Consider the following 14,289-nt stretch of genomic DNA (forward strand, 5'->3'; position numbering starts at 1 on the left):
AGCCAGTAACATGAGACGCCATGAGCTCCCCCACTGGGCCCGCGTCCGGCCTACCAGTACGAATGCCGCGACCTCGCCAGCCCGGGCGGCACCGCCGACCCGAGCCGCTGGCGGCTCCCGAGGGCGCCCCTGTGCTTGTTCTCGCGGTTCCGGGCACCCCGGGCACCGCCACGCGCAGTCTCGCCGAGGAGGTCGTGAGCATCGCGCGCTCCGAGCTGCCCGGCATCGACGCCCGGATCGGGTACCTCGACGGGGACGACGCGGAGTTTCCCACGCTGCAGGCCGTGCTGGCGCACGCCGCGGAGGAGCGCACCGGCCGGTACGAGCAGGCCAAGGCCGCCGGTCTGGAGGTCAAGGAGCCCGACGGTCCGGTGGCCGTCGTCGTGCCTCTGCTGGCCGGTCCGGACAGCGCGCTGCTGCGCCGAGTCCGCCAGGCCGTGATGGAGAGCCGGGTCGCGGCCGACCTCACCGATGTGCTGGGCCCGCATCCCCTGCTCGCCGAGGCGCTGCACGTGCGGCTCTCGGAGGCCGGGCTGGCCCGCGCCGACCGCGCCCGTCTGTTCACGGTGGCGACCGCCGCGGACGGCATCATCCTGGCGTCCGTGGGCGGCGACGAGGCCGTGCAGGCGGCCGGGATCACCGGCATGCTGCTCGCCGCGCGGCTGGCCGTCCCGGTGATGGCGGCGGCCCTCGACCAGGACGGCTCGATCGCGTCCGTCGCCGAGCAGCTCCGCTCCTCGGGCTCGCAGCAACTGGCGCTCGCGCCGTACCTGATAGGGCCGGAGATCGAGCCCGGTCTGATCGAGGAGGCAGCCAGGGAGGCGGGCTGCTCGGCCGCCGAGGCGCTCGGTCCCTACCCGGCGATCGGCAAGCTCGCCCTGGCCAAGTACACGACCGCGCTGGGCATCGCGCCGCAGCAGCCGCAGGGCGCGCCGGTCCGCTGACGCGCACCGCACATTCGTACGGCGAAGGGCCCGCTCCGCACACATGCTGGAGCGGGCCCTTCTCCGCGCGGGCACCGCGCGGGCACCGGTACGTGCCGGTCAGCCGATGACCACGCAGGAGGCAGCGGTCACCTCGACCGAACCCGCGTAGCGCGGCAGTCCGGTTGCCGGGTCGGCGGCGAACCAGGCGACGTCGCCCGAGCGCTCGTTGGCGACGTAGAGGTAGCCGTCCGCCTCGGTGAGCGCGCGGGGCCAGTGGCCGCCGCAGGGCACCGTGCCGACCAGCCGCAGTCCCTCGCCCTCGACGGCGAACGTCGACAGGACGTCCTCGCCCCGGGTGGCGGTCCACACGAAACAGCCGTCGGGTGAGGCGACGATGCCCGACGGGTAGGCGTCACCGGCCGGGGCGCCGGGCAGGACCGGGGTCTCCGCCAGCGGTTTCAGCGTGCCGTCCGCCGCGTCCCAGCGGCAGACGGTGACGGTCGGGGTGAGCTCGTTGACGACGTACGCGTACGAACCGTTGGGGTGGAAGACCAGGTGACGCGGGCCGGAGCCGGGCCGCAGGGCCGCCTCCCGGTGGAGTACGAGGTCGCCGTCGGTCAGCGTGCACACGCGCACCGAGTCCGTGCCGAGGTCGACGCTGACGGCCCACCGGCCACTCGGATCGGACTGGATCTGGTGGGCGTGCGGGCCGTTCTGGCGGGGAGTGTGCGGGCCAGAGCCGGTGTGCCGGAGCACGGCGGACGGGGCGCCGGCGAGGGCGCCGTCGGGGCGGAGCGGCACGGCTGTGACGCTGCCGGAGCCGTAGTTGGCGGTGAGGACGTGGCCCGCGTGGACGCCGAGGTGGGTGGGGCCGTCACCGTCGACCGGCACCCGAGGACCGGCAGGCTCGGGCTTGTCCTTGGTCAGGCGGTATGCGGCCACGGCACCGTCGACCGTCTCGCTGACCGCGTAGAGCGTGCGGCCGTCGGGCGCGAGGGCCAGGTAGGACGGGTCGGGCAGGCCGTCCAGACTGTTCAGGAGGGCCAGCGCGCCGCTGTCCTCGTCCACGGCCGCCGTCACGATGCCGGGCCCTCCGGCCGCCGTGAAGGACCCGATGAAGGCCCGCCGTCCCCGCCTGTCGCCGTGTGCCACCGCGGTCCCCTTTCGGTGCTGTGCCGTCGGGTGTGACGGTAGCAGTCGATCACGCAAGGTCTAGACCAGATGGAGTCGATCGGGCGAGCTGCCCGGAAATGACCTTTGACATCCTGGGACCATGAGCGAACTCGGCGACACCCTGGTCATCTTCGATCTCGACGGAACGCTCGTGGACAGCGAGCCGAACTACTTCGAAGCGGGCCGGCAGGTCCTCGCCGCGCACGGTGTTCCGGGTTACACCTGGTCGGACCACGAGCGGTTCGTCGGCATCAGCACGCTGGAGACGGTCGCCGCCTGGAAGGACCAGTACGGTCTGCGGGCATCCGTCGACGAGATCCTCGCCGTCAAGAACCGCCTCTATCTGGAGCTGGCCCGCGCCTCCACGCGCGTGTACCCCGAGATGCGTACGTTCGTGGAGTTGCTGGCGGCGGAGGATGTCTCGATGGCCGTGGCCTCGGGTTCGTCGCCCGAGGCCATCGAGGCGGTGCTGGCCGGGACGGGCCTGGACGCGTATCTGCGTATGTTCGTGTCGGCGGACGAGGTCGCCCACGGCAAGCCCGCTCCGGACGTGTTCCTGGAAGCGGCCCGCCGGCTCGACGCGGCCCCGGCCGACTGCGTGGTCGTGGAGGACGCGGCGCCGGGCGCCGTCGCCGCGCGCGCGGCCGGGATGCGCTGCATCGCGATCCCGTACGTCGCCGCACAGGCCGACGCCCCGGAGTTCGCCACCGCGGATCTGCTGTTGCCCGGCGGTCAGGCCGAGTTCACGGCACGGACCGCCTACGACTGGCTGGTGCGCACGACGCCGGTCACCTGACCGATCTCCGTTTCAGGGGCGCGGCCTCGACGCCGCCGGATGTACTGGTCGGGGTGCCAGGCGTCGAGACGGGGCGACCATTGCCTGTCGCGGCGCTAGGAACGGCGGCGGGGCTTGCCGCGTCTGCTGCCCGTCGCGCCGCCGGAACCGCCCCGGGGGGTGCGGGCCGTCGCCTTGCCCGGCGCGGGCTTGCGGCGGGCGGGGGGCTTGTCCTTGGCCTTGTCGTTGGACTTGGACTTGGACTTGTCCTTCGACTGCGGTGCCGGGGCCGCGCGGCCTCGGGTGCTGTTGACCGTGCGGCCGCGGACGATGCCGATGAAGTCCTCGACCTGGTCGGTGGTCGCGGCCTCGGGCCAGGAGAGGGCGACATCGGACTGGGGGGCGTCGAGGAGCGGGCGGTAGGTGAGGTCGCGGCGGTGGTGGAGGCGGGCCAGGGACTGGGGCACGACGAGGAGGCCGATGCCCGACGCCACGAGATCGACAGCGTCGGCCGTGGTGGCGGGCCGCTCGAACGCGGGCTCGCCCGGCGGCGCCTCCCAGTCGAGGACGTCGTCGAGGGGATGCAGCACGGTCTCGTCCGCGAGGTCGGCGCACGTCACCTCGTCCGCCGCCGTCACGACGTGGTCCTTGGGAACCACGACGACCGTCGTCTCGGTGTACAGGGGGATCGCGCTGAAGACCGTACGGTCGACGGGGAGCCGTACGAGCGCCGCGTCCGCGCGGCCGTCGCGCAACACGTCGGGGGCCTCGGCGGCCGACACCGCGACGAGTTCCAGGGGGGCGTCGGGCAGGCGCTCGTTCCAGGTCCGCGCCCACTTGCCGGGGGTCACTCCCGGGACGTAGGCGAGCCGGAACGAGGGGGATGCCGCAGTGCCTGTCACCGGGCCAGGCTACCCGGCGTGGTCCGAGGGCTCGTGCGCGGTCGTTAGTCTGGACACCATGAAGTCGCACCAGAGCACCCAGACGATGAAGCCCGCAACCGCGGCGAAGAAGCTGGGTGTGTACCTCCCGGCCGCCCCCGCAGAGTTCCAGGAGGGCGTCGTCACCCGCGCCGAGCTGGACGAGCTCCAGGCGAACCCGCCCGAGTGGCTGCGGGAGCTGCGACGCACCGGCCCGCACCCGCGCCCGGTGGTCGCGGCGAAGCTCGGTGTCTCCATCGCCGGTCTGGCCCGCGGCGGCATCACGGAGGCGCTCACCACCGAGCAGATCGAGACACTCAAGGAGGAGCGCCCCGAGTGGCTGGAGAAGGAGCGCGCCACGCAGGCCGAGGTCCGCAAGGAGGCGGCGCGCATCAAGGAGAAGAAGAACGCCGAGCGCGCCCCGTCCTCCTGACCTTGGCACAAGCTCCCGCGCCTGGCGCGAAAAACTCTCGCGCGCCGGCGCCCGGCGCCCGGCGATCAGGGGCTTCCTTCTCACTCATGCGCCGCGCAAGCGGTCTGAATCCAGTCCCTTCGCTTTCCTCGCCCTCGACGTTCCGCCGGTCGCGGCCCTGGTGACGCTTCAGCGCGCCAGGGCCGTTCGTGCCTCCGCGAGGGCCTGTTCCGCGTAACCGCGGCCGAAGAGCACGGCGTGCACCAGGAGAGGGAAGAGCTGGTGCAGGCCGATGCGGTCCCGCCAGTTGTCGGCGAGCGGGGTCGCCCCCTGGTAGCCCTCCAGCACCCGGTCCAGGTGGGGACAGCCGAAGAGGTGGAGCATCGCGAGGTCGGTCTCGCGGTGGCCGCCGTGCGCGGCCGGGTCGATCAGCCACACCTGGTCGTCGCCGCCCCACAACACGTTGCCGCTCCACAGGTCGCCGTGCAGCCGGGCGGGCGGTTCGGCCGGACCCGTGAGCTCGGGCAGCCGTACGCAGACCTCTTCGATCGGGGCGGCTTCCGCCTGGGACATGGTGCCGTCGTCGACCGCAAGGCGCAGATAGGGCAGCACCCGGTGCTCGGCGTACCAGTCGGGCCAGTCGGGACCCTCGACGTTACGCATCGGAGCGCGTCCGATGTACGCCTCGCACGGACCGCCTGGCGGCGGGGCGCCGAACGCGAGCGCGCCGGAGGCGTGCAGGGCGGCCAGGTCCCGGCCGAACCGGACCGCCGCAGCGGCGCTGGGCCGGCCCTGCGGAACCCGGTCGGTCACCAGGTGGTGCGTGTCGTGGGCGTGCACGGTCGCCACGCGGACCGCTCCGGCCTCGGCCAGCCAGCGCAGTCCCGCCGCCTCCGCCCGCACCGCGCCGGGGCCGTCGCCCCGCTTCACCACGACCGACCGCCCGTCGTCGAGGGTGACTTCGGCGAGCCCACCGGACAACGGCCGTTCCGCTTTCACCGGGCGCCCGGTGAGCCGAGCCGCCGCGGCACCGGGAGTCTCCTCGCCGTGGGGTGTCGTGTGAGGGGTCATGCCGTATCGAACCATGCCTCGGCGGAAGCGGGGAGCGAGTCGTCCGCAGGTGCGGGTGCAGCCTTGCCCCTTGTGTGACACCGGTGAAATATTTCAGCCATGTCTTGACATGCTTATGAACGATTCATAGCTTGGTCGCTCATTTAGATTTGTGAAAAATATTCATGGATATGAACGGAGATCGGCGTGAACCCCACCAGGATCAGGGAGCTGATCGTCACTCCGATCGCCTTCAGTGACCCGCCGCTGCTCAACTCCAACGGCGTCCACGAACCCCTCGCCCTGCGCGTGATCCTCCAACTGGTCCTGGAAGACGGCACGGTGGGACTCGGTGAGTCTCCGGGCGGCACGGCACGGCTGGAGCGGCTTCAGGCCGCGGCGCAGGTGGTTGTCGGGATGGACGTCTTCGACACCACGGCCCTCGCGGCCGCGATCGACGCCGTCCTGCTGCCGACCGTACCCAGCTCCCACGAACGCGGCTGGACCACCTCGGCGGTGGAGGTGGCCTGCCTGGACGCACAGGGCAAGCTGCTCGGTCGGCCGGTGAGCGACCTGCTCGGGGGCAAGGTCCGCGACTCCGTGCCGTTCGCCGCGTACCTCTTCTACAAGTGGGCCGAGCACCCCGCCCTCGACGGTCGCGTGGCCGTCGGTGACGGCTGGGGCGAGGCGCTGGACCCGGCCGGGATCGTCGAGCAGGCGCGGCTGATGCAACAGCGGTACGGCTTCAGCTCGTTCAAGCTCAAGGGCGGTGTCTTCCCGCCCGACGAGGAGATCGCCGCGATGAGGGCGCTGGCGGAGGCCTTCCCCGGACAGCCGCTGCGGCTGGACCCCAACACCGCCTGGACGGTGGAGACCTCGAAGTATGTCGCCCGCGAACTCGCCGACGTACTGGAGTACTTGGAGGACCCGACCGGGGGCATCCCCGGTATGGCGGAGGTCGCGAAGGGCTCGCCGCTGCCGCTGGCGACCAACATGTGCGTGATCGCGTGGGAGCACCTGAAGCCCGCGATCGAGCAGAACGCGGTCCAGGTACTGCTCACCGACCACCACTACTGGGGCGGACTGCGCCGCACCCGTGAACTGGCCGCCGTCTGCGAGGCGTTCGGACTCGCCCTGTCCATGCACTCCAACTCGCACCTCGGGATCAGCCTGGCCGCCATGACCCACGTGGCGGCGGCCATCCCCAACCTCGACCACTCCTGTGACACGCACTACCCGTGGAACTCGGCGGACGACGTGATCGTCCCCGGCGTTCTGGAGCTGCGCGACGGCGCGGTCGCGGTCCCCACCGGACCCGGTCTCGGCGTGGAACTCGACCACGACGCCCTTCAACGGCTGCACCGGCTGTACGTCGACTCGGGGGTGCGCGACCGGGACGACACCGGTTACATACGGCGGATCCAGCCGGAGTACGAGCTCAGACTGCCGCGTTGGTGACGCGGACCCGGTGGCCGGGCCCGGACCTGGATCAGGGTGCCCGGACCTGAATCAGGGCTACCGGGCCGGGATCACGGCACCTGGGCCCGGTCTTCTTCTACGGCGTCCCGGACTTCAGCTTCACGACCGTGGACGTACGGGGCGTGACCGACGCGCACATGGCGGCGGAGAACGCCGAGGCGAAGGGCCGCTACCTCGTCGCGGCACCGACGATGACGTCCTTCCACGACATGGCGCGCATCATCCGCGGCCGGTACCCCCGCGACCTCCGCCTCCCGCACACCGCTCTCCCGCAGGGGCCGGTACGTGTCCTGGGTCCCGCCTTCGGCCTGAGCCAGGACCACATCCGCAAGCACCTCGGCATCCGCTTCCGGGTGGACAACAGCCGCGGCGTGCGTGAGTTGGGCCTCCGCCACCGTCCGATCGAGGAGACGGTGCTGGACCACTACGAGGAGTGGCGGCAACGGCAGAGGGACGAAGGTCACAGATACGTATCGGACATTTAACACCTCAATCTTCACACTAGACACACAAGTTGGCTAGGTTGGCGTACGGGCCATACGACTCTCTCCGGCGAACCCGCCGAGACGAGCGGGCCCAGGTACGGAAGGAGTACGGCTCCCATGGCGCCGGAACGAACCTCGCGCCCCGGAGGCAGCGGCTTCCCGGGCATGCGCAACTCCGCGCTTGCGACGGCGGCTCTGACCTCCGTGGCCCTGCTTTCGCAGACCCCGGGAGCAACGGCGGCGACAGCTGACGACGGGCCGAGCCGCGAGGACGTATCGCAGCGGGTGAACAGCCTCTACGACCGGGCCGAGACCGACACCGGGACCTACAACGCGACCCGCGCGGCCGCGATCCCTCGCCAGCGGTCCGGTGCGACGTCCGGCGGTGAGCGCCGAGACGCCGGTTCGGCGGCCGGCCCCCGCGGCGAGGCCCCGGACCCCGCGCTCGCCGACGTCGCCCGGCAGTGGTTCGACGTGGCCCGCGCCAAGCTGGGCCCCACCGTCCCGGCGGCGCTGCCCGCCGACCGGATGCCGGCCCGTCCGACCCGTGCGCCCGAGGCCCGGCCGCCGCGTCCGGCCGAGCGTGCCACGGACGCCCTCGCCCTCGAAGCACCCAAGACGGCCGACCGGGCCGCGCGGGAGCTCACCGCGAGACCCGTCCCGGAGCTCACGGGCGGTTCCGTCCCGGCGCTGCCGAGCGCTCCGGACGCCACCCGGCAGGACGCCGCCAAGGCGCTGCCCGCCGCGTCCACCGCCGACTCGGGGTCGTCGTCGTTGCGGGCCACCAAGCAGCGGAACCAGCAGAAACTCGCCCAGGCCCGCGCGTTGCTTGCCGCGCACATCACCCAGCGCAGCACCCCGCTCGCGGCGATCGAGTCCGGGCCGACCGAGTCCCGGCCGACTGAGGGCACGTGGGGCACTCCGGCGGAAACGGCGCTCGACGGCACCGGAGCGCAGTGGCAGCTGCCGCAGGCCGCCCTCACACCCAACCTCCCGGCCGCCCCGTACGCCTCGTACGCCCAGGTCACCTCTGACCTCCCGGCCACCTCGTACGCCCAGGTCGCCCCGGATCTCCCGGTCACCTCGGTTCCCACGTTCCCCACGGCTCTGCCCGTAGCCCCGGCGGCCATGCCCGTCCCCGGCCTGCCGACCGATCCGGCCGGCGCCTACGCCACCACCGGCTTGTCCGCCGACCCGGCCTCGACATTCGGCACGGGCTTTCCGACCGTGCAGGCCCCCGCGTTTCCCGCAGGCCTCCCGGCCGACACGACGTTCACGCCCGCGCACGGAATACCGATCGAGCACGCCCCCGCGTTCACCGCAAACGTGCCGGCCGCTCCGACCCCCGTCCTCGCCGCACCCGTCGCACCCGTCGCACCCGTCGCACCCGTCGCACCCATGGTGGCCGCCCAGCCCGTCGACGCGGGCTACGACCTCAAGGCCGCCAAGGTGCTGGCCTTCGCCCGTGCCCAGATCGGCCGGCCGTGTGTCTGGGGTGCGGCCGGGCCGGGTTCGTACGACGCCTCCGGTCTGACCCAGGCTGCCTGGAAGACCGCCGGAGTCGAACTCCCGCGCGCCACACAGGCCCAGGCCGGCGTCGGCACGGGGGTCTCCCTCACCGACGTCCGCGTGGGGGACCTGGTCTTCTTCTACGACGACCTCAGCCACGTGGGCCTCTACATCGGCAACGGCATGATGATCCACGCGCCGGGCCCGGGAGCGTACATCCGCGAGGAGTCGGTCTACTACGCCGGCGAGTCCGCGATCCGCGGCGCGATCCGCCCCGCCTGAGACGGCCTGAAACGGGGGCACCTGCAGACGCAGGTGTCGCGCTCATCGGCCGCCCTTGGCAGCACCGGTCAGCGGTGCTGCCGGACGTCCTGGCCCGGCCCGGGCGAGCAGCCCGGCTCCTGGAACGGCCGGCAGTGCCTGACCGTCCACCAGGGCCCGGGGCCCCGATGGCTTGCGACGAGCCCGCCACGGAACTCGGGCTGACGCCCCGGGAGACGACCGTGCCGCTCCTGCTGCCGACGCCCGGTCGGCGGCCACCACTTGGGCCGCCGACCGGGCATCTCGGACCGTACGGTTCACCAGCACACAGTCGACATCTACGGCAGGCTCGGCACACCCGACCGCATCGGCACCGTGTTCCTCGCCGGACGGCCGGGGCTCGTCCCCGCGCCGTCCGCCTCCTCATGGTGAATCGGCGTTCCCGACCCGGTCAGCGGTGTTCCCGTCCCTCCCCACCGGGTCGCGACGATCTCCGCCGCGATGGACAGGGCGGTCTCCTCGGGCGTGCGGGCGCCGAGATCGAGGCCGATCGGCGACCGCAGCCGGGCCAACTCCCCGTCGGTCAGCCCCACTTCACGCAGCCGTCGCTCACGGTCGGTGTGCGTACGCCGTGAGCCCATCGCCCCGACGAACGCGACCGGCATCCGCAGCGCCTCCGCCAGCAGGGGTACGTCGAACTTGGCGTCGTGGGTGAGCACGCACAGCACCGTGCGCGCGTCGGTCGCGGTGCCCAGCAGATAGCGGTGCGGCCAGTCGACCACGACGTCGTCGGCCTCGGGGAAGCGGGCCCGGGTGGCGAAGACGGGGCGGGCGTCGCACACGGTCACGTGGTAGCCGAGGAACTTACCCACCCGGACGAGTGCCGCGGCGAAGTCGACCGCCCCGAAGACGATCATGCGGGGCGGCGGCACACTCGACTCGACGAGCAGGGTCAGACCGCCGGGGCACCGCGAGCCGTCCGCCGACAGCTCGACCGTGCCGGTGCGGCCGGTCTCCAGCAGGGCCCGGGCCTCGGCCGCCGCCGTACGGTCCAGCTCCGCCGACCCGCCGAGCCCGCCTTCGTACGAGCCTGCCCCGGACCCCGTCCGGAGAGACCCCCCTCTCGCTTCGCTCGGCCGCACGACGAGGGGTCTGCCGAGGAGTTCGGCGGGACCGCGTACCACCCGGGCGACGGCCGTCGGCTCGCCCTCGGCGGCGGCCGACAGCGCCGAGCGGAACACCGGCCGTGCGGGCGCGTCCGCGCGGACCGGGGTGACCATGATGTCGATGATCCCGCCGCAGGTCAGCCCGACCGCGAAGGCGTCCTCATCGCTGTAGCCGAACCGTTCGACGACGGTTGCACCTTCCTGGAGCGCCCGCATGCACAGGTCGTACACCGCTCCCTCCACACAGCCGCCGGAGACCGAGCCGATCACCGTGCCCGCGCCGTCGACCGCGAGGGCGGCGCCCGGTCCCCGGGGGGCGCTGCCGCCGACGGCCACGACGGTGGCGACGGCGAACTCCCGCCCCTCCTCGGCCCAGCGGTGCAACTCCTCGGCGATGTCAAGCACGTGTGCCTGCCATCAGGACGCGGTCGGGCCGGATCGGCAGGTTCCGGTGACGTACGCCGGTCGCGTGCCAGACCGCGTTGGCGATGGCCGCGGCGGCGCCGACGATGCCGATCTCGCCGATGCCCTTGATGCCGACCGGGTCGTCGGGGTCCGGGTCGTCGATCCAGTCCGCCTCGATGGCCGGTACGTCGGCGTGGGCGGCGACATGGTAGCCCGCGAGGTCGGCGCCGTAGGTGCCGCCGGAGGCGCGGTCGCGGACGGCTTCCTCGTGCAGGGCCATGGAGATGCCCCAGGTCATGCCGCCGACGAACTGGTTGCGGGCGGTGAGCGGGTTGACGATCCGGCCGGCCGCGAAGATGCCGAGCATGCGGCGCACGCGCACCTCGCCGGTGGCCACGTCCACCGCGACCTCGGAGAACTGAGCGCCGAAGGAGTGCCGCTCCTTACGTTCGAGAGCGCCGATCGCCTCGGTGGTGTCGGACCGTACGGTGACGCCCTCCGGGGGGATGCCGACGCCGAGGGCGAGCCGCTCCCGCAACTCGGCGGCCGCGATGGTGACCGCCCACGCCCAGGAGCGGGTGCCCATGGAGCCGCCGGCGATGAACGCGGGGCCGAGGTCGCTGTCCCCGATGCGCACCCGAACCTTTTCGGGCACGGTCTCCAGCGTGTCGGCGGCGACCAGGGTCATCGCGGTCCGGGCCCCGGTGCCGATGTCGGCGGCGTTGACCCGCACGGTGAAGGTGCCGTCCGCCTCGGCGGTCACCGCCGCCGTGGAGGGGCCGGCGCCCGCCGGGAAGGAGGCCGCGGCCGTGCCGGTGCCGAGCAGCCAACGTCCCTCGCGGCGCAGGCCGGGACGCGGATCCCGGTCGGCCCAGCCGAACCTGCGGGCGCCTTCCCGGAAGCAGGCGATCAGGTTGCGGCCGCTGAACGGCAGGCCGGACACCGGGCCCGTCTCCGGTTCGTTGCGGACGCGCAGTTCGATCGGGTCGATACCGCACTTCTCGGCGAGTTCGTCGAAGGCCGACTCCAGCGCGAACGATCCCGGTGCCTCGCCCGGCGCGCGCATCCAGGTCGGGGTCGGCACATCGAGCCGTACGAGCTGGTTGCGGGTGTGGTGGGCGGCGGCGGCGTACATCGTCCGGGCCGGCCCGGCGGCCGGCTCGATGAACTCGTGCACGGTGGAGGTGGCGCTCAGGGAGCGGTGCTCCAGCGCGCGCAGCCTGCCGTCGGCGTCGGCGCCGAGCCTCAGGCGCTGCCGCGTGGGGCTGCGATAGCCGGCGAGTGAGAACATCTGCCGACGGGTCATGATCACGCGGACCGGTCGCTGCAGTTCGGTCGCGGCCATCACAGCGGCCACCTGATGGGCGCGGACGCCCTTGCTGCCGAAGCCGCCGCCGACGTGTTCGGAGCGCACTCGTACCGCGGACGGGTCGAGCGAGAACATCTGCGCGAGTTCGCCGGCGACCCAGGTGGTGCCCTGGTTGGAGTCGACGAGTTCGAGCCGGCCGCCGTCCCAGCGGGCGGTCGCCCCGTGCGGCTCCATCGGGTTGTGGTGCTCTTCCGGGGTCGTGTACTCGGCGTCCACGACGACCGCGGATGCGGCGAGTTCGGCCTCCAGGTCTCCCTTCTCGACCACCGCGGGCGCATGGCTGTCGAGGGGGTACGCGTCGGGGTGCTCGCCGGTGAACGTGACGTCGTGCGGCTCCTGTTCGTAGTGCACGACCAGTGCCTCGGCGGCCTCCCGGGCCTGCTCGGAGGTGTCGGCGACGACCAGTGCCACCGGCCAGCCCAGGTGCGGCACCCGGTCGTGCTGGAAGACGGTCGCGGTCGGGTCCGGGACGCCCAGCAGGCCGATGTAGTCGGTGCGGACGCGCGGGGCGTTGCCGTGGTGCAGGACGGCGACCACGCCGGGCATGGCGAGGACGGGAGCGGTGTCGACGGAGCGGATGCGGCCACGGGCGACGGTGGACAGCGCCAGCCAGCCGTGCGCGAGGTCGGCGAACGGGATCTCACCCGCGTACCGGGCCGCCCCGGTGACCTTGTCCCGGCCCTCCACGCGGGTGTGCGAGGTGCCGACGGCGTTCTTGCGCGCCGTGGGTGCGGTGGTCATCGGGCGGCCTCCTCGGCGAGTTCGGTGAGCACGGCCACCACGAGGTTGCGCATGAGGGTCACCTTGTATCCGTTGTGCGGCAGCGGCTTCGCCGCGGCGAGTTCGGCGTCCGCGGCGGCGGCGAAGGTCTCGGCGTCGGCGGACGCCCCGGTCAGCACGCGTTCGGCGGTCGCGGCCCGCCACGGCCGGGACGCGACCGCCCCGAACGCCAGGCGCGCCTCGTGCACGACGCCGTCCCGGACGTCGAGCGCGGCGGCGAGGGAGCCGATGGCGAAGGCGTACGAGGCGCGCTCGCGCACCTTCCGGTAGCGGGAGTGGGCGGCCACCTCAGCGGGCGGCAGGGTGACGCCGGTGATCAGCGCGCCCGGCGGCAACGTGGTCTCCCGGTGCGGGGTGTCGCCGACCGGCAGGTAGAAGTCGGCGAGGAGCAACTCGCCCGGTCCGTCCGCGGTTTCGTACGAGACGACCGCGTCGAAGGCGGTCAGCGCCACGCCCATGTCCGAGGGGTGGGTGGCCACGCAGTGCGCGGAGGCACCCAGGATGGCGTGGTTGTGGTGCTCGCCCTCGATCGCGGGGCAACCACTGCCGGGGACCCGCTTGTTGCAGGGCTTGGTCACGTCGGTGAAGTAGCCGCAGCGGGTGCGCTGGAGCAGATTTCCGCCGACGGTGGCCATGTTGCGCAGCTGACCGGAGGCGCCGGCCAGCACGGCCTGGGCCAACGCCGGGTAGCGGCGGCGGACTTCGGGATGAGCGGCGAGGTCGCTGTTGGTGACGGTCGCGCCGATGCGCAGGCCGCCGTCGGCCGTCACCGCGATGTCGTCCAGCGGGAGGTCGCGGACGTCGACCAGCCGGGCGGGCCGCTCGACGCCGGTCTTCATCAGGTCGACGAGGTTGGTGCCGCCGCCCAGGAAACGGGCGTCGGGATCGGCGTCGAGCAGGGCGAGGGCGCCAACGACGTCGACGGCCCGGTCGTATGCGAACTCCCTCACGCTGACGCCTCCTTGGTTTTCGCTTCCGCTGCCTGGGCCACGGCCTGGACGATCGACACGTACGCGCCGCAGCGGCACAGGTTCCCGCTCATCCGCTCCCGGATCTCCTCGGCGCTCAGGGGCGGTGGTCCGGCCTCGGGGCGGACGTCGTCGGTGACGGCGCTGGGCCAGCCGGCCGCGTGTTCCTCGATCACCGCGATCGCCGAACAGATCTGCCCGGGTGTGCAGTAGCCGCACTGGTAGCCGTCCAGGTCGAGGAACGCCTGCTGTACCGGGTGGAGTTGGTCGCCCTCGGCTAAACCCTCGATGGTGGCGATCTCCCGCCCTTCCGCGGCCACGGCGAGTTGCAGACAGGACACCGCACGGCGGCCGTCGAGCAGTACCGTGCAGGCACCGCACTGTCCCTGGTCGCAGCCCTTCTTGGTGCCGGTCAGATCGAGGCGCTCGCGCAGGGCGTCGAGCAGGGTGGTGCGGTGGTCGACGGACAGGGTGTGCTTCTCGCCGTTGATGTTCAGGGTGATGTCGCTGTACGTCGACGAGGGGGCTGGGGCCATGATCAGCCTTCTTTCGCGTATCCCGGCACGTCGGGGCGTCGATTCGACGCTAGAGTGGGCTCAAACGGACAGCTG

The 14,289-nt window shown here is 72.6% G+C and carries 11 protein-coding genes and 2 pseudogenes; 6 read left to right on the forward strand and 7 right to left on the reverse strand.

Annotated features, from left to right (window positions below):
* The first annotated feature begins 20 nt into the window (after positions 1-20).
* Positions 21-944 carry a hypothetical protein gene (locus tag M2271_RS03805; RefSeq protein ID WP_280885622.1) on the forward strand — a complete coding sequence of 308 codons (924 nt, stop codon included), beginning with the start codon at positions 21-23 and terminating at the stop codon, positions 942-944.
* A 99-nt stretch (positions 945-1,043) separates the two neighbouring features.
* Here the strand turns inward: M2271_RS03805 and M2271_RS03810 are convergent, their stop codons facing one another.
* Positions 1,044-2,078 (reverse strand): lactonase family protein, encoded by a 1,035-nt coding sequence (locus M2271_RS03810; protein ID WP_280885623.1) that lies wholly within the window; start codon positions 2,076-2,078, stop codon positions 1,044-1,046.
* A gap of 121 nt (positions 2,079-2,199) precedes the next feature.
* Between M2271_RS03810 and M2271_RS03815 the strand changes: the two genes are divergently transcribed.
* On the forward strand, positions 2,200-2,895 hold the full coding sequence (locus M2271_RS03815) for an HAD family phosphatase (protein WP_280885624.1): 696 nt from the start codon (positions 2,200-2,202) through the stop codon (positions 2,893-2,895).
* Between the two features lie 95 nt (positions 2,896-2,990).
* On the opposite strand, the gene M2271_RS03820 is transcribed toward M2271_RS03815, so the two are convergent.
* The gene (locus M2271_RS03820; protein WP_280885625.1) at positions 2,991-3,776 is read right to left on the reverse strand and encodes a LysR substrate-binding domain-containing protein; all 786 of its coding nucleotides are present in this window, start codon (positions 3,774-3,776) and stop codon (positions 2,991-2,993) included.
* Between the two features lie 58 nt (positions 3,777-3,834).
* Between M2271_RS03820 and M2271_RS03825 the strand changes: the two genes are divergently transcribed.
* The gene (locus M2271_RS03825; RefSeq protein WP_280885626.1) at positions 3,835-4,227 is read left to right on the forward strand and encodes a DUF5997 family protein; all 393 of its coding nucleotides are present in this window, start codon (positions 3,835-3,837) and stop codon (positions 4,225-4,227) included.
* A 168-nt stretch (positions 4,228-4,395) separates the two neighbouring features.
* Here the strand turns inward: M2271_RS03825 and M2271_RS03830 are convergent, their stop codons facing one another.
* The gene (locus M2271_RS03830; protein ID WP_280885627.1) at positions 4,396-5,277 is read right to left on the reverse strand and encodes a fructosamine kinase family protein; all 882 of its coding nucleotides are present in this window, start codon (positions 5,275-5,277) and stop codon (positions 4,396-4,398) included.
* 186 nt (positions 5,278-5,463) lie between these two features.
* On the opposite strand from M2271_RS03830, the gene M2271_RS03835 reads away from it, so the two are divergent.
* The 3 genes and pseudogenes from M2271_RS03835 to M2271_RS03845 form a co-directional block, all read left to right on the forward strand.
* A complete protein-coding gene (locus M2271_RS03835) occupies positions 5,464-6,714 on the forward strand; it encodes a glucarate dehydratase family protein (RefSeq protein WP_280885628.1) in 1,251 nt (416 codons plus the stop codon).
* A 92-nt stretch (positions 6,715-6,806) separates the two neighbouring features.
* Positions 6,807-7,220: pseudogene (locus M2271_RS03840) on the forward strand (cinnamyl alcohol dehydrogenase); the annotation flags it as partial.
* A 1,419-nt stretch (positions 7,221-8,639) separates the two neighbouring features.
* Positions 8,640-9,011: pseudogene (locus M2271_RS03845) on the forward strand (C40 family peptidase); the annotation flags it as partial.
* Positions 9,012-9,328: 317 nt separating this feature from the next.
* On the opposite strand, the gene M2271_RS03850 reads toward M2271_RS03845, so the two are convergent.
* The 4 genes from M2271_RS03850 to M2271_RS03865 are packed head-to-tail and all read right to left on the reverse strand — an operon-like array spanning position 9,329 to position 14,214.
* On the reverse strand, positions 9,329-10,561 hold the full coding sequence (locus tag M2271_RS03850; RefSeq protein ID WP_280885629.1) for an XdhC family protein: 1,233 nt from the start codon (positions 10,559-10,561) through the stop codon (positions 9,329-9,331).
* Positions 10,554-12,671 carry a xanthine dehydrogenase family protein molybdopterin-binding subunit gene (locus M2271_RS03855; RefSeq protein ID WP_280885630.1) on the reverse strand — a complete coding sequence of 706 codons (2,118 nt, stop codon included), beginning with the start codon at positions 12,669-12,671 and terminating at the stop codon, positions 10,554-10,556. The genes M2271_RS03850 and M2271_RS03855 overlap by 8 nt, the downstream gene beginning before the upstream one ends.
* On the reverse strand, positions 12,668-13,660 hold the full coding sequence (locus M2271_RS03860; RefSeq protein ID WP_280885631.1) for a xanthine dehydrogenase family protein subunit M: 993 nt from the start codon (positions 13,658-13,660) through the stop codon (positions 12,668-12,670). The genes M2271_RS03855 and M2271_RS03860 overlap by 4 nt, the downstream gene beginning before the upstream one ends.
* Positions 13,657-14,214 (reverse strand): 2Fe-2S iron-sulfur cluster-binding protein, encoded by a 558-nt coding sequence (locus M2271_RS03865; protein ID WP_280885632.1) that lies wholly within the window; start codon positions 14,212-14,214, stop codon positions 13,657-13,659. The genes M2271_RS03860 and M2271_RS03865 overlap by 4 nt, the downstream gene beginning before the upstream one ends.
* Positions 14,215-14,289 lie beyond the last annotated feature (75 nt).

It is taken from the genome of Streptomyces sp. LBL (assembly GCF_029893585.1).
Taxonomy (GTDB): Bacteria; Actinomycetota; Actinomycetes; order Streptomycetales; family Streptomycetaceae; genus Streptomyces.